This is a genomic window from Modestobacter sp. SYSU DS0904 (genome assembly GCF_054051115.1).
This window is the reverse complement of sequence record NZ_JBJHAQ010000002.1, coordinates 24,255-46,032: the sequence shown is the minus strand read 5'-3', so window position 1 is coordinate 46,032 and position 21,778 is coordinate 24,255. Positions and strand designations below refer to the sequence as shown.

The 21,778-nt window shown below is 74.2% G+C and carries 22 protein-coding genes; 6 read left to right on the top strand and 16 right to left on the bottom strand.

Going from position 1 to position 21,778, the window contains the following annotated elements; translation table 11 throughout:
• Positions 1-21 precede the first annotated feature (21 nt).
• On the top strand, positions 22-939 hold the full coding sequence (locus ACI79U_RS01395) for an SDR family NAD(P)-dependent oxidoreductase (RefSeq protein WP_457064322.1): 918 nt from the start codon (positions 22-24) through the stop codon (positions 937-939).
• A 123-nt stretch (positions 940-1,062) separates the two neighbouring features.
• On the top strand, positions 1,063-1,917 hold the full coding sequence (locus tag ACI79U_RS01390; protein WP_457064320.1) for a DUF559 domain-containing protein: 855 nt from the start codon (positions 1,063-1,065) through the stop codon (positions 1,915-1,917).
• A gap of 162 nt (positions 1,918-2,079) precedes the next feature.
• On the opposite strand, the gene ACI79U_RS01385 is transcribed toward ACI79U_RS01390, so the two are convergent.
• From ACI79U_RS01385 to ACI79U_RS01350, 8 genes are read right to left on the bottom strand one after another with little or no spacing between them, the layout of a single operon-like run.
• Positions 2,080-3,024: an SDR family NAD(P)-dependent oxidoreductase gene (locus ACI79U_RS01385; protein ID WP_457064318.1), complete on the bottom strand. Its 945-nt coding sequence runs from the start codon at positions 3,022-3,024 to the stop codon at positions 2,080-2,082.
• 2 nt (positions 3,025-3,026) lie between these two features.
• Positions 3,027-3,257, bottom strand: coding sequence for a hypothetical protein (locus tag ACI79U_RS01380; RefSeq protein ID WP_457064316.1), 231 nt, complete (start codon positions 3,255-3,257; stop codon positions 3,027-3,029).
• The gene (locus ACI79U_RS01375) at positions 3,254-4,309 is read right to left on the bottom strand and encodes a hypothetical protein (RefSeq protein ID WP_457064314.1); all 1,056 of its coding nucleotides are present in this window, start codon (positions 4,307-4,309) and stop codon (positions 3,254-3,256) included. Before ACI79U_RS01375 ends, ACI79U_RS01380 begins: the two co-directional genes overlap by 4 nt.
• Entirely contained in the window at positions 4,306-4,866 is a 561-nt protein-coding gene (locus ACI79U_RS01370; protein WP_457064312.1) for a UGSC family (seleno)protein, read from the bottom strand. Before ACI79U_RS01370 ends, ACI79U_RS01375 begins: the two co-directional genes overlap by 4 nt.
• A gap of 16 nt (positions 4,867-4,882) precedes the next feature.
• Positions 4,883-5,743 (bottom strand): SDR family NAD(P)-dependent oxidoreductase, encoded by an 861-nt coding sequence (locus ACI79U_RS01365; RefSeq protein WP_457064310.1) that lies wholly within the window; start codon positions 5,741-5,743, stop codon positions 4,883-4,885.
• Complete coding sequence (locus tag ACI79U_RS01360) at positions 5,740-6,651, bottom strand: SDR family NAD(P)-dependent oxidoreductase (RefSeq protein WP_457064308.1); 912 nt, start codon at positions 6,649-6,651, stop codon at positions 5,740-5,742. Before ACI79U_RS01360 ends, ACI79U_RS01365 begins: the two co-directional genes overlap by 4 nt.
• Complete coding sequence (locus ACI79U_RS01355) at positions 6,648-7,742, bottom strand: hypothetical protein (RefSeq protein ID WP_457064306.1); 1,095 nt, start codon at positions 7,740-7,742, stop codon at positions 6,648-6,650. The genes ACI79U_RS01360 and ACI79U_RS01355 overlap by 4 nt, the downstream gene beginning before the upstream one ends.
• A complete protein-coding gene (locus ACI79U_RS01350) occupies positions 7,739-8,314 on the bottom strand; it encodes a UGSC family (seleno)protein (RefSeq protein ID WP_457064304.1) in 576 nt (191 codons plus the stop codon). Before ACI79U_RS01350 ends, ACI79U_RS01355 begins: the two co-directional genes overlap by 4 nt.
• 321 nt (positions 8,315-8,635) lie before the next feature.
• Between ACI79U_RS01350 and ACI79U_RS01345 the strand changes: the two genes are divergently transcribed.
• Positions 8,636-9,538: an IclR family transcriptional regulator gene (locus ACI79U_RS01345; protein ID WP_457064302.1), complete on the top strand. Its 903-nt coding sequence runs from the start codon at positions 8,636-8,638 to the stop codon at positions 9,536-9,538.
• Positions 9,539-9,580: 42 nt separating this feature from the next.
• Here the strand turns inward: ACI79U_RS01345 and ACI79U_RS01340 are convergent, their stop codons facing one another.
• Positions 9,581-10,324 (bottom strand): SIR2 family NAD-dependent protein deacylase, encoded by a 744-nt coding sequence (locus tag ACI79U_RS01340; protein ID WP_457064300.1) that lies wholly within the window; start codon positions 10,322-10,324, stop codon positions 9,581-9,583.
• A gap of 173 nt (positions 10,325-10,497) precedes the next feature.
• On the opposite strand from ACI79U_RS01340, the gene ACI79U_RS01335 reads away from it, so the two are divergent.
• The 3 genes from ACI79U_RS01335 (at position 10,498) to ACI79U_RS01325 (ending at position 14,905) form a co-directional block, all read left to right on the top strand.
• Positions 10,498-13,359 carry an aconitate hydratase gene (locus ACI79U_RS01335; RefSeq protein ID WP_457064298.1) on the top strand — a complete coding sequence of 954 codons (2,862 nt, stop codon included), beginning with the start codon at positions 10,498-10,500 and terminating at the stop codon, positions 13,357-13,359.
• Between the two features lie 12 nt (positions 13,360-13,371).
• Positions 13,372-14,121, top strand: coding sequence for an SDR family oxidoreductase (locus tag ACI79U_RS01330; protein WP_457064296.1), 750 nt, complete (start codon positions 13,372-13,374; stop codon positions 14,119-14,121).
• A gap of 76 nt (positions 14,122-14,197) precedes the next feature.
• Positions 14,198-14,905: a sirohydrochlorin chelatase gene (locus ACI79U_RS01325; RefSeq protein ID WP_457064294.1), complete on the top strand. Its 708-nt coding sequence runs from the start codon at positions 14,198-14,200 to the stop codon at positions 14,903-14,905.
• 4 nt (positions 14,906-14,909) lie between these two features.
• Here the strand turns inward: ACI79U_RS01325 and ACI79U_RS01320 are convergent, their stop codons facing one another.
• The 7 genes from ACI79U_RS01320 to ACI79U_RS01290 form a co-directional block, all read right to left on the bottom strand.
• Complete coding sequence (locus ACI79U_RS01320; RefSeq protein ID WP_457064700.1) at positions 14,910-15,281, bottom strand: hypothetical protein; 372 nt, start codon at positions 15,279-15,281, stop codon at positions 14,910-14,912.
• 64 nt (positions 15,282-15,345) lie between these two features.
• The gene (locus ACI79U_RS01315; RefSeq protein WP_457064292.1) at positions 15,346-16,164 is read right to left on the bottom strand and encodes a sulfurtransferase; all 819 of its coding nucleotides are present in this window, start codon (positions 16,162-16,164) and stop codon (positions 15,346-15,348) included.
• Entirely contained in the window at positions 16,161-16,628 is a 468-nt protein-coding gene (locus tag ACI79U_RS01310; RefSeq protein WP_457064290.1) for an SgcJ/EcaC family oxidoreductase, read from the bottom strand. Before ACI79U_RS01310 ends, ACI79U_RS01315 begins: the two co-directional genes overlap by 4 nt.
• A 50-nt stretch (positions 16,629-16,678) precedes the next feature.
• Positions 16,679-18,571, bottom strand: coding sequence for an ABC transporter ATP-binding protein (locus ACI79U_RS01305; protein WP_457064288.1), 1,893 nt, complete (start codon positions 18,569-18,571; stop codon positions 16,679-16,681).
• A gap of 85 nt (positions 18,572-18,656) precedes the next feature.
• Positions 18,657-19,439: an enoyl-CoA hydratase/isomerase family protein gene (locus ACI79U_RS01300; RefSeq protein ID WP_457064286.1), complete on the bottom strand. Its 783-nt coding sequence runs from the start codon at positions 19,437-19,439 to the stop codon at positions 18,657-18,659.
• Entirely contained in the window at positions 19,436-19,666 is a 231-nt protein-coding gene (locus tag ACI79U_RS01295) for a helix-turn-helix domain-containing protein (RefSeq protein ID WP_457064284.1), read from the bottom strand. Before ACI79U_RS01295 ends, ACI79U_RS01300 begins: the two co-directional genes overlap by 4 nt.
• Before the next feature lie 255 nt (positions 19,667-19,921).
• On the bottom strand, positions 19,922-21,523 hold the full coding sequence (locus ACI79U_RS01290; protein ID WP_457064282.1) for an ABC-F family ATP-binding cassette domain-containing protein: 1,602 nt from the start codon (positions 21,521-21,523) through the stop codon (positions 19,922-19,924).
• Positions 21,524-21,778 lie beyond the last annotated feature (255 nt).

Genomic DNA, 21,778 nt, shown 5'->3' with positions numbered 1-21,778 from the left:
TCACAGACAGGACACACCTCCATGCAGGACGTCGAGGGCAAGGTCGCCTTCATCACCGGCGGATCCAGCGGCATCGGCCGCGGGATCGGACTCGCCATGGCCCGGGCCGGCATGACGGTGGTGATCAGCGGCCGCCGGCAGGAGCACATCGACGAGACGACCGCCGAGTTCGCCGCCGCCGGCCTCGAGGTCGACGCGGTCCAGCTCGACGTCACCGACGCGGCCGCGGTGGAGGCCGCCGCGGCCGAGACCGTGGCGCGCCACGGCCGGGTCGACGTGCTGGTGAACAACGCCGGCATCGGGCTGACCGGGCCGGTCATGGGGGCCACCCCCAGCGACTGGGACTGGCTGATCGACGTCAACATCAAGGGCGTCGGCAACGGTCTGCGGGCGTTCGTGCCGCACATCCGGGCGCACGGCGAGGGCGGGCACATCGTCACCACCACGTCGATGGCCGGTCTGCTGCCGATCGTCGCCGGGCTGTACTCGATGAGCAAGGCGGCGGTGATCGCGCTGTCGGAGGCGCTGGCGATCGAGCTGGCCCCCGAGGGGATCGGCGTCTCGGCGTACTGCCCGGGGCCGGTGCACTCCAACATCGCCGGCGCCGTCGCCGCCCGGCCCGAGCAGTACGGGGAGAGCGGCTACACCCCGCCGCCGGCGGAGTTCCTCGAGCGGGCCAAGAGCCAGCCGTACATGAGCTACGTGGAGGCCGGCGAGCGGGTGCTGAACGGCATCCGGCGGGGCGACCTGTTCATCCTCACCCACCCGGAGTTCCGGGAGGGTGTGCGGGAGCGGTTCGAGACGACGCTGGCCGCGTTCCCCGACGAGCCGATCGACGAGGCCCGCGCGGCGGCGATCCCCTTCCTCACCAGCTCGCCGATCTACGCGCCGGAGAACCGCCTCCCCTCCCCCAGCCTCACCGACCGCGTCGGCGGCTGACCTCCCGTTCGTTTCGCCGAAATGGCCATCCTCGCCCCTTGAACCGGGGCGGAGATGGCCATTTCTGCTCTGGCCTGTGGACAGCGTCAGCGCGGTTGCCCCCGCGTCCGCCACCCTCGCGCGGTGTCCAAGGACCTCACCGGTGTCTTCATCGGGAGCCACGCGGTCGCCGCGGGCCTCATCACGACGAAACGGCTGCGGCAGTTGAGCTACCGGCGGCTGGTCCACGGTGTGTACGCCGACCCGGCGCTGCCGTTCGACCACCGGCTGCGGTGCACGGGCGCAGCGCTGCTGCTGCCGGCCGGAGCGGCGATCGGCGGGTACTCGGCCGCCGCCTGGCACGGTGCCCCGTTCGCCGGTGCGCACGATCCGGTCACCGTCGTCCGGCCACCCGGCGTCGAGTGGAAGGGCCCACGCGAGGTCCGGGTGCACCGCGCCGCGCTGACGCCGGCGGACGTCGCTCGGCACGACGGCGTACCGGTGACGACGCCACGGCGAACCGCTTGGGACGTCGCCGCCCTGGAGCCGCTGGCCACCGCGGTCGCCACGCTGGACGCGATGGTCCGGGCCGGCACCGTCGACCCGGCCGACCTGGCGCAGCTGCTCGAGCGCGGCACCGGGCGCTGGGGCGTCGTCCGCGTCCGCCGGGCGTTCGCGCTGGTCGACCCGCGGGCGGAGTCGGCGCCGGAGTCGCGGGTCCGGGTGGCCCTGGTGGTGGCGGGGCTGCAGCCGGTGCCGCAGTACGAGGTGCGGGTGGCCGGGCGCTTCCTGGCGCGCACCGATCTGGCCTTTCCCGAGGCGCGGCTGGCGGTGGAGTACGAGGGCGCCCACCACTTCGACGGCACCCAGATCGCCCGGGACGACGCACGCATCCGGTGCCTCGAGGCGGCTGGCTGGCGGGTCATCCGGCTGAGCGCCACCGACCTGCGTGACCTGGACGCCGTCGTCACGCGGGTGCGGGCTGCCCTCGCCCGGTGACACGGGCAGAGATGGCCATCTTCGCCGCCGCGAAGCGGGCGGAGATGGCCATTGTCGCCCCGGAGACGGAGACGGGGACGGGGACGGAGACGGAGACGGGGCCCGGACCGGTCGTCACCGGTCCGGGCCCCGCCCTTTCGTGCGCCCGCGGGCTGCGGCAGATCAGCCGGCGGGGGTCTGGTCCTCCAGCGGGATCAGCGGCACCGGGCCGGCGAGGTCCTCGGGGTCGGCCGGGAAGTAGGCGAAGTTCTTCGCCCGCGCTCCCCCGTCGACGACCAGGTCGGTGCCGGTGATCAGCCGCGCGTAGTCCGAGCAGAGCCAGGCGACGGCGTGCCCGATGTCGGTCGGCGTGCCGGTGCTGCCCATCGGCACCAGCGGCGGCCGCTCCCCGCTCCACCGCGCCGGCCGGCGCCACTCCTCCTCGCCGGCACCGCCACCCAGGCCGCCACCGCCGCCGCCCTTGCGGCCGGCGTTGAGCATGTCGGCGGGGATGCCCCGGGCGGCGTACTCGGCGAGCAGCTCCGGGTTGTCGACGGTCGGCGCGGTGGGCGTGTAGCTGTTGACCCGGATGCCGTAGGGCGCGAGGTCCATCGCGGCGGCGCGGACGAAGTTGTTCACCCCGCCCTTGTTGAACGCGTAGGCGATGACCCCGGCCGAGCCGTTCCAGCCGTTGGACGAGGAGATGCACACGATCGACCCGCGGATACCGCGCTCGGCCATCGCCCGGCCGACGATCTTCGTGTTCAGGAAGTAGCCCAGCCCGGAGACCTTGATCGACCGCTCGAAGGTGCCGGCGTCCTCGTCGAGCACCCCCTTGCCGCCGAGCATCGCGGCGTTGTTCACCAGGATGTCGATCCGGCCCCACTTCTCCAGGACGGCGTCGACGTAGCCCTGGACCGCGGCCTCGTCGGTGACGTCGCCGGGGGCGGCCATCGCCTCACCGCCGTTGCGCTCGATCCGCGCCATGGCGGTCTTGATGACGTCGTCGTTGACGTCGTTGCACGCCACCTTGGCGCCGTACCGGGACAGCGCCAGCGCGATGCCGCTGCCGATGTTCGGTCCGACGCCCGTGACCAGCGCGACCTTGCCCTCGAGGCTGACCTCCACGCTCAGTGCCCGTCGACCGGGTAGGTGAGGTCGATGCCGGCGGGGTCGACGCCGAGCACCGGGGCGAGCATCTGCTGCATCAGCGGCTTGGGCACCAGGCACTCCTCGCAGGCATCGGGCCCGGCGACGATGGTGACGGCGGCGCGGTCGCCGGTCACGTCGACGTCGAGCCGGTAGTCGTCGGCCTGCAGCGTCTGCCGCAGCTGGTCCAGTTGCTTCTCGTCGACGGTCACGGGGCGCTCTCCTCGGTTCGGCGGTGGACGGGGACGGAACGGCCGGACCAGGTGGCCCAGCCGAAGGGACGGAAGACCGCGGAGATGGCGGCGTTGGCCGCACCCGCGACGATGATCGGGATCTCCGCCGCCGAGGGCAACATCGGCATCGGGTCCGGCCCCGGGTCGACGTCGTGCGACTCCTTGCCGGCGGCGACCAGGTCGGCCTGCGGGCGGACGGCGTGCTCGAACAGCCAGTGCTGGACGTCGGCCCGCGAGTACCCGGCGGCGGCGAGCACCTGCGCGTGCTCGGGCCCGAGGATCAGCCCGCCGGTGGAGTGCTTCATGCCCAGGTAGGCGCCGGTGCGCGCGAGGGTGTCGGCGAAGTCGCGCAGCAGCGCCTCGACGTCCTCGGTGTGCCGGTTGTCGATGTACTCGACGTCCCGGATCAGCATCGCGGAGACCGCCGAGGTGCCGGCGGGCACGCCCCCGGCGACGCTGAACGGCTCCCACGGGGAGAGCTCCTCGTTCTCCCCGATGCACAGCGTCCAGCGGCCGGGCACGCCCTGGGTGGCCTGCTCCAGCTCCTGCGGCTTGATCCCGTAGCCGTTGCGCACCAGCAGCCCGAGCGCGCGGCCGACGGTGGCGTTGGCCCGGAAGCCCGGGCCGAGCACGCCGCCGGCGCAGTTGACGCCGAGCTCGGCGCGGATCGGCCCGTTGACCACCAGCAGCGGCGCCGGCCCGCTGGTCGACTGCCAGGCGCCACCGCGGGACGACGGCTCCTCGCGGACCGCCTCCCAGGCGGCGAGCACCAGCGGGAAGTACTCGGGCAGGCAGCCGGCCATCACCGCGTTGACCGCGGCCTGGGCGACGGTGACCCGGCGGTCCAGGTGCTCCTGGGCGCCGATCACCTCGTCGGGGTCGCGGTCGACGGTGGCGAGGAACTCCGCGACGTCGGCCGTGGTGGCCGGGACGACGGGCAGCCCGTCGGTCCAGCCCTGCGCGTAGCAGTGCTCGATCGCCTGCCGCACCACCCGCAGCTCGTCGGCGGGCGCCTCCGGGGCGGCGGTCACGACGCGGCCGCCACGACCGGGCGGGTGAGCAGGGTGACGATCTCCGGCACGGCGCGCTCGGCGCGGGCCCGCACGCCCTCGCGGGACAGGCTGGCCACCGGGTGCGGGGTGGTCACGTACTCGTAGCCGGCGGTGCCCTGCAGGGCGGCCATCGCGTCGGCGCTGACCCGGAAGGCGTCGCTGACCAGCACGACGGCGGGGATGCCGGCGGCCTCCAGCTGCAGCCCGTCGGCGACGGCGGAGGCGCTGCACGAACCGCAGTCGCCCACCCCGACGACGACGACGTCGGCCTCGGCGCGCAGCTCGGCGAGCATCTCCTCCGGGGCCGGGTGCACGATGCTCGGCTTCTTGCGCTGGATGGCGATGCGGGCGCCGTGCTGGGACTCCAGCAGGGCGGCCACCTCCTGCACGAACTCCTCCGCGTTGCGCTTGGTGTTGACCAGCAGCCCCACGCGGAGCCCGGCCAGGTCACCGGGGCGGGCGGCGAGCGCCGTCCGGCCCTTCACGCTGCCGGCCGGGCCGCGGGTGGGGTCGACGATGTCGTCGAACAGGGACACGGGTGCCTCCAGGGGATCAGCTGCCGGCCGGGACGGCCGGCTCGGGACGGCGCAGCGGGAAGGGGGTCATCCCGCCGCCGTCGATGGGGATGGCCTGGGCGGTGATGTAGGCGGCCTCGGGCGAGGCGAGGAAGGCGACCGCAGCCGCGATGTCCTCGGCGTGCCCGGGTCGACCGACCGGGATGTTGCGGCCGCGCTGCTCCATCAGCGCCGCCTCGTCGACGTCCGGCGCGGCGGAGAGGAACGCCCGGCTGGTGGCGACCAGCCCGGGGCACAGCGCGTTGACCGTGATCCCCCACGGACCGAGGTCCATCGCCAGCGCGCGGGTCAGCCCGATCACCCCGGCCTTGGAGGCGGAGTAGGCGCCGGAGAACGGCGCCGCGGTCAGCCCGGCCATCGAGGAGATGTTCACGATCCGGCCCGAGCGCTGGGCGCGCATGACCGGCACCACCGCCGAGCTCATCAGCCAGGGGCCACGCAGGTTGACCGCGATCACCCGGTCGAAGACCTCGATCGGCACGTCGGCGACGTCGGCCCGGTCGGGGCCCTGCGGCGCGGCGGCGTTGTTGACCAGGACGTCGAGCCGGCCGTGCCGGTCGACCGCCGCGGCGACCATGGCGGCGGCGTCGTCGGGGTCGCTGACGTCCCCGAGGACGGCGAGGGCGTCCCCGCCGGCGGCGGTGATCTCCGCGGCCAGCGCCTCCACGCCGCCCCAGCCGGCGCCGCGCTGCTCCTGGCGGGCGTTGGGCACGCCGGCCGGCTGCAGGTCGGTGACGACGACGGCGTGCCCGGACGCGGCGAGCCGGCGCGCGATGGCCTGGCCCATCCCGTCGGGCTTGCCGCAGCCGGTGACCAGGGCGACCCGGTCCGCGCTCACGCCTGGGACCCCGAGACGGCCGGGACGCCCTCGGGGGTGGTGGTCTCCGGGACCTCGACCTGAGCCTGGACCGGCCGGGCCCGCGGCGGCTTCCCGACGGCCGGCCCGCCGTCGACGGAGAGGATCTGCCCGGAGACCCAGCGGGCGTGGTCGCTGGCCAGGAAGAGCACGGCCTGGGCGATGTCCCAGGGGGTGCCCTCGGTGCCCAGCGCGGAGAAGCCCTTGCGGATCTCGCGCATGTCCTCGGACATGTTGGCCGCGGCGAAGGCGCCCCAGATCGCGCCGACCTGCACGCAGTTGACCCGCACCCCCTGGTCGCCGAGGGTGTTCGCGGCGCCGATGGTGAGGTTCTCCAGCCCGGCCTTGGCCAGGTTGTAGACCATCGCCGGGCCGCGGGCGCGCACGCCGACGGAGCTGATGTTCACGATCGCCCCGCCGCGCGGCAGCCGGGGCGCGGCGTGCCGGGTCATCTGCCAGGCGGTGGTCAGGTTGAGGTCCATCAGCTGGTGGAACCGCTCGGGGGTCACCTCGAAGACACCGGCGCGGTCGCCGACGGCCACGTTGTTCACCAGGGTGTCGACCGAGCCGAACGCGGCCACGGTCTCCTCCACGGCGCGGAGGCAGTCGCCGTCGTCGAGCAGGTCGGCGACGACGACCACGGCCTCCCCGCCGTCGGCGGTGATCCGGTCGGCGGTGCGCCGGGCGGCGGCCTCGTCCCGGTCCAGGACGGCGATCCGGGCACCGTGCGCGGCGAGCACCTGGCTGATGGCGAAGCCGACGCCGGGCTGCTCCTCGCTGGTCTGCCCGCCGCCGGTGACGAGCGCGGTGCGGCCGGTCATCCAGCGGTCGCCGGCGGCGCCGAACGGGTCACGGAGCGGATCGGGCTGGGTTCCTGCGGGGCGGGTCACTGGGCACTCCCTCGTGCGGTGGTGGTGGTGCCCTCGACCGGCACGGAACTGGCCGACCACCCGGAGAACACCCGGACGACCATCGAGATGCCCGCGTTGCGGGCACCGGCGACGGCGATGGGCAGGATCTCCGGGCCGGCGGCGGCGAAGAGGGGGTCGAAGGCGTCGGGCGGGGTGCTGCCGTCGGCGAAGCGGACGCCGTTGTCGCCGACGCCGTCCTTGCCGACCCGGGCGAGGTCGGCCTTGCTGCGGCCGCACCGCTCGACCAGCCAGGCGCGGACGTCGGCGCGGCTCATGCCGGCGCCGGCGAGCAGCTGGGCGTGCTCGGGGCAGAAGACGATCCCGGCGGGCGCGTGCTTGAAGATCAGCGCCCCGCTGCGGGAGATGGTGTCGGCGAAGTCGGCGAGCAGCTGCTCGGGGTCGGCGGTGTGCCGGTTGTCGACGTACTCGACGGTGCGGGTGAGCATCGCCGAGACCGCGCTGGTGCCGGCGGGCACGCCGCCCTCGACCGACATCGGCTCCCAGGGGCTCTCCTCCTCGTTCTCCCCCAGGCAGACCTGCCAGCGACCGGGCAGCCCCTGGGTCGCCTGCTCGAAGCCGTGCGGGACGACGCCGAAGGCGTTGCGCACCATGAGCCCGAGCGCCCGGGGGATGGTCGAGTTCGCCCGGAAGCCGGGGCCGAACACCCCGCCGGCGGAGTTGATCCCCAGCTCGGCGCGGACCGGCCCGTTCACGATCAGCAGCGGTGAGGGTCCGCTGGTGCTCTGCCAGCCACCCCCGGTCGCCGACCGGTCGCGCTGGATCGCCGCCCAGGCGGCCAGCACGACCGGGAAGTACTCGGGTCGGCAGCCGGCCATGGCCGCGTTGATCGCGGCCAGCTCGACGGTGACCGTGCGGTGCAGGTGCGGCAGCTCCCCGATCACCTCGTCGGGCGCCCGGTCGACGGTGGCGAGGAACTCGTCGACCAGCGTCCGGGTGGCCGGGACCAGGGGCAGCCCGTCGGACCAGCCCTGGTCGTAGCAGTGCTCGATCGCCGCGCGGGCGGCGTCCGGGTCGGCCTCGACGGTGGGACGGGACTCCACCGCGGTCACGAGGCGCGCTCGCTCGGCACCGCGGTTGCGGTGCCCTCGGCGGTCACGGTGGCGAGGACCTCCGGCACCAGGCCGGTGGCCCGCTCGGCGACCGCCTCGGGGGTGAGGATGGCGACCGGGTGCGGGGTGGTCAGGTAGGCGTAGTCCGGGTCGCCCTGCACCTCGGCCATGCCGCTGGCGGTGGCGGTGAAGGCGTCGGAGCAGATGACCGCCGTCGGCACGCCGGCACGCTCCAGGGCGATGCCGTCGGCGACGGCGGAGGCGCTGCACGAGCCGCAGTCGCCGACGCCGACCAGGACGACGTCGCACTCGCGGGTGAGCTCCTCGAGCAGCTCGGCCGGCATCGGCAGCGCGAACGCCGTCTTGGTGCGGCGCAGCACGGTGGTCGCGCCCTGCTCCCGCTCCAGGTGGCCGGCGATCTCGTCCAGCAATAGGGCGGCGTTGTGCTTGGTGTTCTCCAGCAGGCCGATGCGGGCACCGGACAGGTCGGCGCGCCGGGGCGCGAGCGAGCTGCTGGCCACCCGCACCGTGCTCAGGCCGGTGGGGTCCAGGACGTCGGCAAGAGTGGCCATCACGCCACCTCGGCCGGGACGGGGCGGCGGCGCTGCTGCCTCTGACGGGACATCGGACGGTCCTCCTCGGGTGGAGCTCCGCCGGCCACCCCGAGGACGTCGGGGTGGCCGGTCGGGCCGCGGTCTGGCGGGTGACCGGGGTCACCTCAGCTCTGCGATGATGGTCGTCCCGGCGCCGTCGACGGATCGAGATCGCTTCCCCCGGGCGGAAGCGACGTGCGATCCGCAGTGCTTGACAAGCACTCTGAACGGCCGGAGATTTGTGATCGACTTCACCAGCCACCGCCGGTCTGCCCACCCGGTCCGAGCCAGGAGGACGACATGCCGGCAACGATGCCGCTGCACTCGACCGCCAGCGACGGGGCCACCCGCCCCGGCCGCCCGTCCGCGACGGGTGGCGCCACCCCAGGGGGTGCCGCCCCCGCCTCGCCGGCGACCGCCGCCGGCCGCACCCTGGCCGTGCTCGCCGCCTTCGGGCCGGAGCACGCCTCCCTCTCGCTGTCCGACATCAGCCGCCGCACCGGGCTGTCGCTGACCACCACCCACCGGCTGGTCGGCGAACTGCGCCAGTGGGGCGCCCTCGAACGCGGCCCCGACGGCCGGTACGCCATCGGCCTGCGGCTGCTCGAGCTCGGCGCCCTGGCGCCGCACGGGCTGCAGCTGCGCGAGCTGGCGCTGCCGTTCCTGGACGACCTGCACCACGCCACCCGGGCCAACATCCACCTGGCGGTGCGCGACGGGCACGACGTCGTCTACGTGGAGGCGCTCCGCGCCCGCGGCGCGATCCGGGTGCTCTCCCGGCTCGGCGGGCGCTGGCCGCTGCACGCCACCGGCACCGGCCAGGTGCTGCTGGCCTACGCCGACCCGGAGGTCCAGCGCGAGGTGCTCGCCACCCCGCTACGCCGGTTCACCGCCAACACCATCACCGACGTCGACAAGCTGCGCCGGGTCCTCGCCGAGGTCCGGCGCACCGGGGTCGCGATCGCCGAGAACCAGCTGCCGCCGGCCGGCGCCCTGGCCCTGGCCGTCCCGGTCCGCGGCCCGGGTGACGAGGTGGTGGCCTCCCTCGGGGTGACCGTGCAGCGCGAGACGGTGAAGAGCCACGCCCTCATCCCGGTGCTGGCCGCCACCGCCCGGGGGATCAGCCGGGCCCTCGGCGCCCCGTCGGTGAGCACCGTCGACCCGCGCACCGTGCGCCGCACCATGGAGCCCGACCTCATCTGACCCGGTGCCGCTCCGCGGCCCCCGACCAGGTGGGGGCCGCGGTCAGCCGGCCAGCAACCGCGGCAACGCCCAGCCGATCGGCTCGCGGACGACGAGGTCGGCAAGACCGTCGTAGGGCGTCGGCTGGGCGTTCACGATGACCACCCGGGCGCCGTGCGCGGCGGCCACCTCCACCAGCCCGGCCGCGGGGTGCACCCCCAGCGAGGTGCCCACGGCCAGGAACACGTCGCAGTCGGCGGCGGCCTGCGCGGCGGCGTCGAGGACCTCGGCGTCCAGCGCTTCACCGAAGTACACCGTCGCCGTCTTGAGCACGCCTCCGCACCGCAGGCAGGCCGGGTCGGCGTCCCCGGCGTCGACCCGCGCCAGCACCTCCGGCGTCGGCGTCCGCGCGCCGCAGGCGGTGCAGACCACCTCGTGCACCGTGCCGTGCAGCTCCAGCACCCCCGCCACCCCGGCCGCCTGGTGCAGACCGTCGATGTTCTGGGTGAGCAGCGCCCGCAGCCGGCCCTGCCGCGCCAGGTCGGCCAGGGCCGCGTGCCCGGCGTTCGGCCGGACGTCGGCGGCCGCCAGGTCCCGGCGCATCAGCCAGGAGCGGCGGCGGATCGCCGGGTCGCCCAGGTAGTACGACAGCGTGACCAGCCTCTCGGCGTCGGGATCGCGGGTCCAGACGCCGTCGGGCCCCCGGTAGTCGGGGATCCCGCTGTCGGTGGAGATCCCCGCCCCGGTCAGCACGCAGACCCGTCGCGCGTCGGTCAGCCAGTCCGGGAGGGGCTCGGGCACGGTCACGCCGTCCCACGGTAGGAGCCTGGCCGGCCGACCACCACGGGGCGGACCCCTCACCGAGGGTGAGGGAAGGGTGGCCTTGGTCGGCACCGGCTCCGGTGGCCTGGGAAGATGACGGGTGGCACATCGAGGCGCAGGACAAGGCGCGCAGGACCAGCGAGGGTGAGGCGCAAGCAGTGGCAGCCAGCAAGGACAGCTTCGGAGCCCGGTCGACACTCGACGTCGACGGCACCGAGTACGACATCTTCCGGCTCGACGCGGTGGAGGGCAGCGAGAAGCTCCCCTTCAGCCTGAAGGTCCTGCTGGAGAACCTCCTCCGCACCGAGGACGGCGCGAACATCACCGCCGACCACATCCGTGCCCTGGCCAGCTGGGACCCGAACGCGGAGCCCGACCAGGAGATCCAGTTCACCCCGGCCCGCGTGGTCATGCAGGACTTCACCGGCGTCCCCTGCATCGTCGACCTCGCCACCATGCGCGAGGCGATGGCCGACCTGGGCGGCGACCCGCAGAAGATCAACCCGCTCGCCCCGGCCGAGCTGGTCATCGACCACTCCGTGATCGCCGACGTCTTCGGCACGCCGGAGTCCTTCGGCCGCAACGTCGAGATCGAGTACGAGCGCAACGGCGAGCGCTACCAGTTCCTCCGCTGGGGCCAGGGCGCCTTCGACGACTTCAAGGTCGTCCCCCCGGGCACCGGCATCGTGCACCAGGTCAACATCGAGCACCTGGCCCGCGTGGTCTTCCCGCGGCCGGAGGGTGACCGCGTCGTCGCCTACCCCGACACCTGCGTGGGCACCGACTCGCACACCACCATGGTCAACGGCCTGGGCGTGCTGGGCTGGGGCGTCGGCGGCATCGAGGCCGAGGCCGCGATGCTCGGCCAGCCGGTGTCGATGCTCATCCCCCGCGTGGTCGGCTTCAAGCTGACCGGCCAGCTGCCCGACGGCGCCACCGCCACCGACCTGGTGCTCACCATCACCGAGATGCTGCGTCAGCACGGTGTGGTCGGGAAGTTCGTCGAGTTCTACGGCGCCGGAGTCTCCGCCGTCCCGCTGGCCAACCGCGCCACGATCGGCAACATGAGCCCGGAGTTCGGCTCGACCGCGGCGATCTTCCCGATCGACGGCGAGACGATCACCTACCTGAAGCTGACCGGCCGCTCGGCCGAGCAGATCGCCCTGGTCGAGGCCTACGCCAAGACCCAGGGCCTGTGGCACGACGACACCCGCGAGCCGGCCTTCTCCGAGTACCTCGAGCTGGACCTGTCCACCGTCGTCCCCTCGATCGCCGGCCCGAAGCGCCCGCAGGACCGGGTCGCGATGACCGACGCCAAGGAGGCCTGGCGCGCGGCGCTGCCGACGTACGTGGCCGACGACGAGGTCGGCGGCGAGGACCGCAAGCCCGGCGTCCCGTCCAACGAGCAGCCCTACGGCGTCGAGTCCGCCGCCGACGAGGCGTCCGCCGAGTCGTTCCCGGCCTCGGACCCGGTCAGCCCGTTCGCGCACGGCAACGGTGAGGCCGGCAAGCCGCACCCGTTCGTGCACGGCGACGTCCTCCCCGACCGGCCGAACAAGCCGACCAGGATCGTGATGGAGGACGGCACCGAGACCTTCGTCGACCACGGGCACGTGGTGATCGCCGCGATCACCTCCTGCACCAACACCTCGAACCCGTCGGTCATGATCGGCGCCGCGCTGCTGGCCAAGAAGGCCGTCGAGCTCGGCCTGACCAGCAAGCCGTGGGTGAAGACCACGCTGGCCCCCGGGTCCAAGGTCGTCACCGACTACTACGAGAAGGCCCAGCTCACCCCCTACCTGGAGAAGCTCGGCTTCTACCTGGTCGGCTACGGCTGCACCACCTGCATTGGCAACTCCGGCCCGCTGCCGGAGCCGGTCAGCAAGGCGGTCAACGAGGCCGACCTCGCGGTCGTCTCGGTGCTCTCGGGCAACCGCAACTTCGAGGGCCGGATCAACCCCGACGTCAAGATGAACTACCTGGCGTCCCCGCCGCTGGTGATCGCCTACGCGCTCGCCGGGACGATGGACCTGGACCTGACGACGGAGCCGCTGGGCAAGGGCACCGACGGGCAGGACGTGTACCTGCGCGACATCTGGCCCTCCCCGCACGAGGTGCAGCGGGTCATCGACGAGGCGGTCTCGGCCGAGCAGTTCGGCGACAGCTACCAGGACGTGTTCGCCGGCACCGAGCAGTGGCAGAACCTGCCCACGCCGACCGGTGACACCTTCGCCTGGGACGCGGAGAGCACCTACGTCCGGAAGCCCCCGTACTTCGACGGCATGCCGGCCGAGCCGACCCCGGTCCAGGACATCACCGGTGCCCGCACCCTCGCCGTCCTCGGCGACTCGGTCACCACCGACCACATCTCGCCGGCCGGCTCGATCAAGGCCGACTCCCCGGCGGGCCGGTACCTGCAGGAGCACGGCATCGAGCGCCGCGACTTCAACTCCTACGGGTCCCGCCGCGGCAACCACGAGGTGATGATCCGCGGCACCTTCGCCAACATCCGGCTGCGCAACCAGCTGGTGCCCGGCACCGAGGGCGGCGTCACCAAGAACCACCTGACCGGTGAGACGACGTCGATCTACGAGGCCTCCCAGGCCTACCAGGCGCAGGGCATCCCGCTGGTCGTGCTGGCCGGCAAGGAGTACGGCTCCGGCTCCTCCCGCGACTGGGCGGCCAAGGGGACGGCGCTGCTGGGCGTCAAGGCGGTCATCGCCGAGAGCTACGAGCGCATCCACCGGTCGAACCTGATCGGCATGGGCGTGCTGCCGCTGCAGTTCCCCGAGGGTCAGGACCGGGAGTCGCTGGGCCTGACCGGCGACGAGGAGTTCACCATCACCGGGATCACCGAGCTGAACGACGGCTCGGTCCCGCGCACGGTGAAGGTCACGGCCGGTGACGTCGAGTTCGACGCCCGCGTCCGGATCGACACCCCCGGTGAGGCGAACTACTACCGCAACGGCGGGATCATGCAGTACGTCCTCCGGTCGCTCCGCGGTTCCGTCTCCGCCTGACCTGACCGTCTGATGGACCTGGGGCTGGGCGGTCGCGGGATCCTGCTCACCGGCGCGAGCCGGGGGCTGGGGTTCGCGACCGCCCGGGCCCTGGTCGACGACGGCGCCCGGGTGCTGATCAGCTCCCGCGGCGCCGACTCCGTGTCCGCCCTCGGTGGCGGACCGGCGGCGTTCGGCGTCCCGGCCGACCTGGCCGAGCCCGATGCCGCCGGGACGCTGGTCGACGCGGCCCTGGACCGCCTGGGCCGGGTCGACGGCGCGCTCGTCTCGGTGGGCGGGCCCACTCCGGGCTCCGTGCTCGAGGTGGGCGAGGACGCCTGGCGGGCCGGCGTCGACAGCGTGCTGCTCGGCCCGCTGCGGCTGGTCCGGGCGCTCGTGCCCCAGCTGGCCGAGGGGGCGGCGATCGGCTTCGTGCTGTCCACGTCGGTGCGCCAGCCGATCGGCTCCCTGGCGATCTCCAACGGGCTGCGGCCGGGGTTGGCGATGACCGCGAAGGCCCTCGCCGACGAGCTCGGCCCCCGCGGCATCCGGGTCTTCGGCCTGCTGCCGGGCACGATCGCCACCGACCGGGTCACCGAGATCGAGGCGGCCTCCGGCGACCCCGCGGCCGCCCGGGCCCGCACGGAGGGCTCCATCCCGCTGCGCCGGGTGGGCCGGCCCGAGGAGTTCGGCCGGGTGGCCGCCTTCGCCCTCTCCCCCGCCGCGTCCTACGTCACCGGCACGATGATCGCCGTCGACGGCGGCGTGACCCGTGCGCTGTGACCCCTCCGCTGTGACCCCTCCGCTGTGACCCCTCCGTTGTGACCACCCCGCTGTGACCACCCCCGAGGAGCCCGTCGTGAGCGCACCCCCGCACCCCGTCCTGGTCGCCTGCGCGCACGGCACCCGCAACCCCACCGGGCGGCGGCTCATCGCCGAGCTCGCGCTGGCCGCCCGGGCGCAGCGACCGGGCGTCCGCACGACGGCGGCGTTCGTCGACGTCCAGCCGCCCACCGTCGTCGACGTGGTGCGCGGGCTGGCCGACGACGGCACCCCGGCGGTCGTGGTCCCGCTGCTGCTGTCCGGCGGGTACCACGTGCACGTCGACATCGCCGGGGCGGTCGAGGCGCATCCGCAGGCGGTCGCCGCGCGCCCGCTGGGGCCCGACCCCCGGCTGGCCGCCGTCCTCACCGACCGGCTGCGCGAGGCCGGCACCGACCCGGGTGACCCGCTGACCGCGATCGTGCTGGCCGCCGCCGGGTCCAGCGACGCCCGCTCGGTGGCCGACGTGGAGAGCACCGCGGACCTGCTGCAGCGGGACTGGGCCGGGCCGGTGACCACCGGCTACGGCTCGGCGGCCCAGCCCACCGTGCCCGACGCGGTGACCGCGGCCCGCAAGGCCGGCGCGGAGCGGGTGGTGGTGGCGGCCTACCTGCTCGCCCCGGGCCACTTCCACGACAAGCTCCAGGGCGCGGGGGCCGATCGCGTCACGGCACCACTGCTGCCCGACGAGCGGATCGCCGCGGTCCTGCTCGACCGCTACGACGCCGCTCTCACCCCCGCCTGACCCGTCAGCGCAGGGCGAGCACCAGGCAGACGACGGCCAGGGCCAGCGCGACCGGGGTCATCACCAGTCGCTCCGGCCGGCTCCGCGACGCGGCGTTCATCAGCACGCCCAGGGTGAAGTAGCCGGTGAGCACCCAGATGCCGACGTCGGCCACCGGGCGCGGGACGACGTCGAACGCCCCGGCGGCCTGCAGGACGACCAGGGCGATCACGCCGTACACCGCGATGGACACCGCGCTGCCGATCCGCAGCCCCGTCGGCAGGACGACGTGCTGCCCGCCCCAGGCGAACCGGCCCAGCGGCGCCCCGGCGACGAGGGCGACCTGGAAGACGGCCAGACCGGCGAGCAGCAGCACGCCGACGACGGCAACGGTCATGATCACGCGCGCAGGCTAGTGCCCCACCCGCCGCGGCGGCGTCCTCCGCCACGTGTCCGGTCGCTCAGCTCCCGGTGGCGACCGGGCGGGCGGGGTCGTTCGACCACTGCGACCAGGAACCGGGCCACAGCGCCGCGTCGATCCCGGCGTGCGCCAGCGCGGCGACCTCGTGCGCGGCGGTGATCCCGGAGCCGCAGTAGACGCCGACCGGCGTCCCCGGCGTGGCGCCGACCTGGGCGAACCGCTCGCTCAGTACAGCGGCTGCAAGGAACCGGCCGTCCGGGCCGACGTTCTCCGCCGTAGGTGCGTTGACCGCCCCGGGCACGTGGCCGGCGCGGGGGTCGATCGGCTCGGCCTCGCCCCGGTAGCGCTCGCCGGCCCGGGCGTCGAGCAGCACGCCCGTGCCGGGCAGGGCCGCCGCCTCGTCGATGCCGAGCACCGGCATGGCACCGCCGGTGAGGGTGACGTCGCCGGGCACCGGCACCACCTCGCCGGTCTCGACCGGGCCGCCGGCCGCGGTCCAGGCCGCCAGCCCGCCGTCCAGGATGGTGACGTCCGCCAGGCCACCCCACCGCAGCAGCCACCAGGCCCGGGCCGCCGCCGTCGCCGGGCCGGCGTCGTAGACGACGACGCGGGAGCCGGCCGAGATCCCCCACCGCCGGGCCGCCGCCTGCAGCGACTGCACCGACGGCAGCGGGTGCCGGCCTGCCTCCGGCGAGGCCGGCGCGGAGAGCTCGTCGTCCAGGTCGACGTAGACGGCGCCGGGCAGGTGACCGGCCAGGTGGTCGTCCCGGCCGGTGTCCGAGCCCAGCTGCCAGCGGACGTCGAGCAGCACCGGCGCGGGGTCGCGCAGCAGGTCGGCAACCGACGTGAGCACCGTCACGCGGACCCTCCCTGCCGGGCTTCCTCCAGCTCCGCGGTGAGGGCGGCGATCACGTCGGCGCGGCCGCCGTACCGGGCCGGGGTGCTCTGCAGGACGGCGATCCGCCAGCGGCCCGCGTCCTCGGCGGCCACCAGCGAGTGCACGGTGTGCAGCGCCGGCTCCAGTGCGGTGGCGCCGGGCGGCACCATCCCGGCGACCGCGTAGAGGACGGCCATGCCGTCACCCAGCGGGCGCAGCGACCGGACGATCCCGACGAACGTCGGGGTGGCGCGCTCGGCGAACAGCCGGCGCATGTCCGAGGCGATCTGCAGCCGGCCGCTGTGGATCGTGCCGTCGAGTTCGATGAGATCGCCGTCGTCGGCGAAGACCGAGGAGACCGTGGCGCCACTGCGCTGGTTCCACCCGGCCAGGAAGCGGGCGTAGAGAGCCCGGATCTGGGTGTCGTGGGGATGGCCTGCGCTCAACGCTCAACTCCTGGGACGTGGTGCTCGTGGTTCAGGAGTGACGCTAGTCGTCAGCCGACCTCGACGGTTCGCGGCCCGCCGTCGGCGAACTGGGTCCGGTACAGGTCGGCGTAGTGACCACCGGCGGCGAGCAGCTCCTGATGGGTGCCGCGCTGCACGATCCGGCCGCCGTCGACCACCAGGATCTGGTCGGCGTTGCGGATCGTGGACAGCCGGTGGGCGATCACCAGCGACGTGCGGCCGGTCAGCGCGGTGTCCAGCGCACGCTGGACGGCGACCTCGGACTCGCTGTCCAGGTGCGCGGTCGCCTCGTCCAGGATCACGATGCCGGGCGCCTTGAGCAGCACCCGGGCGATCGCCAGCCGCTGCTTCTCCCCACCGGACATCCGGTACCCGCGGTCGCCGACCACGGTGTCCAGCCCGTCGGGCAGCGAGTGCACCAGCGCGGCGATCCGCGCGCCGGTGAGCGCCGACCACAGCTCCTCCTCGGTCGCGTCGGGCCGGGCGTAGCGGAGGTTGGCGCCGATCGTGTCGTGGAAGAGGTGCGCGTCCTGGCTGACCACGCCGATCGCGTCGCGCAGCGAGTCGCTGGTGGCCTGCCGGACGTCGACCCCGCCGACCCGGACCGCCCCGCCGGTGACGTCGTAGAGCCGGGACACCAGCGCGGCGATCGTCGACTTCCCCGCCCCGGAGCTGCCCACCAGGGCGACCAGCTGGCCCGGCTCGGCCCGGAACGACACCCCGTGCAGCACCTCCGCCGACGCCCCGTGCTCGGGGACGGTGACGTCCTCCAGGGACGCCAGCGACACCTCCGCACCGGCCGGGTAGCGGAAGGAGACCCGGTCGAACTCGACGGAGCGGTCGCCGGCCGGCACCGGCACGGCGTCCGGCGCCTCGGCGACCATCGGCTCGAGGTCGAGCACCTCGAACACCCGGTCGAAGCTGACCAGCGCGCTCATCACGTCGACCCGCACGTTGGCCAGCGCGGTCAGCGGGCCGTAGAGCCGGGTGAGCAGCAGGGCCAGCGCGACGACGTCGCCGGCCGACAGCGAGCCGGTGAAGGCCAGCCACCCGCCCAGCCCGTAGACCAGGGCGGTGGCCAGCGCGGCGACCAGGGTGAGCGCGGTGAAGAAGGCGCGGCCGTACATCGCCGAGAGCACGCCGATGTCGCGCACCCGGGCCGCGCGGCCGCGGAACGACTCGGCCTCGGCCTCGGGCCGGCCGAACAGCTTGACCAGCAGCGCGCCGGCCACGTTGAACCGCTCGGTCATCGTGGCGTTCATCGAGGCGTTCAGCCCGTAGGACTCCCGGGTGATCGACTGCAGCCGCTTGCCGACCCGCTGGGCCGGCACCACGAACAGCGGCACCATCGCGACCGAGAGCAGGGTGATCTGCCAGGAGAGCGTGAGCATCACCCCGGCGGTGAGCACCAGGGCGATCACGTTGGAGACGACGCCGGAGAGCGTGGAGGTGAACGCCCGCTGCGCGCCGATCACGTCGTTGTTCAGCCGGCTGACCAGCGCGCCGGTCTGGGTGCGGGTGAAGAAGGCGACCGGCATCTGCTGCACGTGACCGAACACCCGGCTGCGCAGGTCGTAGATGACGCCCTCGCCGATCCGGGCGGAGTACCAGCGCTGGGCCAGCGAGCTGCCGGCGTCCAGCACGGCCAGGCCGGCGATGAACAGCGCGATGCGGACGATGTCGCCGGCGGTGCCCTCCAGCCCGGCGATCCGGTTCACGATGTCACCGGCCAGCAGCGGGGTGACCACCCCGATCACCGCGGAGAAGACGACCAGCGCCAGGAACGCGATCAGCTCCCGCCGGTAGGGCCGGGCGATGGCGAGGATCCGCCGGACCGTGCCCTTCGGGATCTCCCGGGCGGTGACCGAGGAGTCCCGGCTGAACGACCGCATCGCGGCCATGGAGGTCATCGGGCCGTCCACCGGCGCACCACCTTCCCGCACTCCGCCGCGCGCTGTGTAACGGCGTAATCGTGCCGGACAACCGCAGCGCCGCGGTGGTTGTTCCTCAGCGGCCGGCGAGGGTGCGCAGGCGGCGCACCTGGGCCGCGCGTTCGGCGGCGTCCTGCGCCTCGGGCCCGTTGCGGACCGCCGAGCGCAGCAGCGCCAGCGTCTCCCGGGCGGCCCCGGCGTCCGGCGCGAGCAGCGCCGCGACCAGGTCGCCGACCGCGGCGTCCAGCTCCTGGGCCGGGACGGCGGCGGTGGCGAGCCCGGTGGACACCGCCTCGGCCGCGCCCACCGCCCGCCCGGTCAGGCACAGCTCCACCGCCCGGCTGTAGCCGACCAGCTCGACCAGGGTGCTCGTGCCGGTGAGGTCGGGCACCAGCCCCAGGCTCGCCTCGGGCAGCCGCAGCTGGGCGTCGTCGGCGAACACCCGCAGGTCACAGGCGAGCGCCAGCTGCGCGCCGGCCCCGATCGCGTGGCCCTGCACCGCGGCGACCGAGACGATCCCCGGCGAGCGCAGCCAGCGGAACCCGGCCTGGTAGCCGCGGATCCGGTCCTGCGCGAGCTCGACCGGCAGCGCCGCCAGCTCCCCCAGCCCGCCGGTGGCAGCGGGGTCGAACAGGCCGCGGTCCAGCCCGGCGGAGAAGGACCGCCCGGCGCCGCGGACGACCACCACCCGCACGGCGTCGTCGAGGGACTCCCCCACCGCGCGCAGCGCCGCCCAGGTGGCCGGCGTCTGCGCGTTGAGCTGGTCGGCGCGGTCGAGGGTGACGGTGAGGACGGCGCCGTCCCGCGCCGTCCTCACCCACCCGTCGGCGTCGGCCCCGGCTGGCGGGGCCGACGTCACGCAGACTTCTTCGCGTTCCGGTTGGCGCCACCCCGGCCACGCAGCGTGGCCCCCGACTCCGAGAGCAGCCGGTGCACGAACCCGTAGGAGCGGTTGGTCGAGCTGGCCAGCGACCGGATGCTCTCCCCGCCGTCGTAGCGTGCGCGCAGCTCGTCGGCGAGCGAACTCCGGTCGTCGCCGGTGATCCGCTTGCCCTTGCTCAGGTCCGCAGTGCTCGAGTCGGCCATGACTCCCCTCCGTGTCAGGGGTCCGCCGACGCCGTCGGTGGTGTCCCGCTGATCCCCCGGCGCCGTGTCCCGGTGACCTCGGCGTCCCTGCACCGATGATCACCCACCCGGCTGATGTCGGCCACCGCAACAAGAACGCGCGCGGCCGAGTTCGGCAGCGCCGCAGGTCAGGGCGGTCCGGGGAGCGGAGCGACCGTTACGCGAGTGAGATCAGGGCCTGGAGGCGCGCCGCGATCCGCTCCCCGGTCGCCGGCGTCAGGCCAGCGAGACCAGGTCGGCGAGGTCCTCGCTCCAGGTGTCCTCGGTGCCGTCCGGCAGGATGATCACCTTGTCCGGGTTCAGCGCCCGCACCGCACCCTCGTCGTGGGTGACCAGCACGATCGCGCCACCGTAGGTGCGCAGCGCCTCGAGCACCTGCTCCCGGCTGGCCGGATCGAGGTTGTTGGTCGGCTCGTCCAGCAGCAGCACGTTGGCCCCGGAGACGACGAGGGTGGCCATCGCCAGCCGGGTGCGCTCACCACCGGAGAGGGTGCCGGTGCGCTGGTCGACGGCGTCGCCGGAGAAGAGGAACGCGCCGAGGATCCGCCGCAGCTCGGTGTCGGTGCTGTCCGGGGCGGAGGACCGCATGTTCTCCAGCAGCGTGCGGTCCATGTCCAGCGTCTCGTGCTCCTGGGCGTAGTAGCCCACCCGGAGCCCGTGCCCGGACTTGACCTCGCCGGTGTCCGGCGTCTCGGTGCCGGCGAGCATCCGCAGCAGCGTGGTCTTGCCCGCGCCGTTGAAGCCCAGCACGACCACCCGGGTGCCCCGGTCGATCGCCAGGTCGACCCCGGTGAAGATCTCCAACGAGCCGTAGCTCTTGCTGATCCCCTCGGCGGTGAGCGGGGTCTTCCCGCACGGGGCCGGGGTCGGGAACCGCAGCTTGGCGACCTTGTCCTGCACCCGCACGTCGGCCAGGCCCGCGGCCAGCCGGGCCGCCCGCTTGTCCATGCTCTGCGCGGCCTTCGCCTTGGTGGCCTTGGCGCGCATCTTGTCCGCCTGGCTGGTCAGCGCGTCGATCTTCTTCTCGGCGTTGGCGCGCTCGGACTTGCGGCGGCGCTCGTCGGTCTCCCGGGCGTCCAGGTACCGCTTCCAGCCCAGGTTGTAGATGTCGACGGTGGCCCGGTTGGCGTCGAGGTGCCAGACCTTGTTGACCACGGCCTCCAGCAGCTCGACGTCGTGGCTGATGACCACCAGGCCCGCGCGGTGGCTGGCCAGGTACCCCTTGAGCCAGGTGATCGAGTCGGCGTCCAGGTGGTTGGTCGGCTCGTCGAGCAGCAGGGTGTCGGCGTCGGAGAACAGGATCCGGGCCAGCTCGACCCGGCGGCGCTGGCCACCGGAGAGGGTGCGCAGCGCCTGGGCGAGGATCCGGTCCGGGAGGCCGAGGTTCGAGCAGATCCGCGCGGCGTCGGACTCCGCGGCGTACCCGCCCATCGCGGCGAACTGGTCCTCCAGCCGGCCGTAGCGGCGCACCGCGCGGTCGCGCTCGGCGTCGTCGGCCGGCTCGGCCATCGCGACCTGGGCCTTGGTCAGCTGGGCCTTGAGGACGTCGAGCCCGCGGCCGGAGAGCACCCGGTCGCTGGCGGTGATGTCCAGATCGCCGCTGCGGGGGTCCTGCGGGAGGTACCCGAGCTCGCCGGTCACGTCGACCTTGCCGGCGTGCGGCACGCGCTCCCCGGCGAGGGTGGTGAGGGTGGTGGTCTTGCCGGCACCGTTGCGCCCGACCAGCCCGATGCGGTCACCGGGCTGGACCCTCAGATCGGCGTCGCTGATGAGGATCCGGGAGCCGGCGCGCAGTTCGAGGCCGGTCGTCGTGATCACTGGTCCCAGTGTAGAGCGGGCAGCGTGGCGCGCCCAGGGGATTCGCCCGTGAGAGCGGGCACCCCCGATGGCTCCGGTGGCCGGGCCGCGCGGATCGCACCTAGGGTCGGATCGCCGGCTCGTCGCCCAGCCCCGGGCGCCCGTCCAGCCGCGCGGATGCCGGTCCACCCACCCCCGAGGAACCGCATGCCAGGACCCCGGACCCCCTCCGCTCCCCGGCCGTTCGCGCCGTCACCGCCGCCGCCCTGCTCGCCC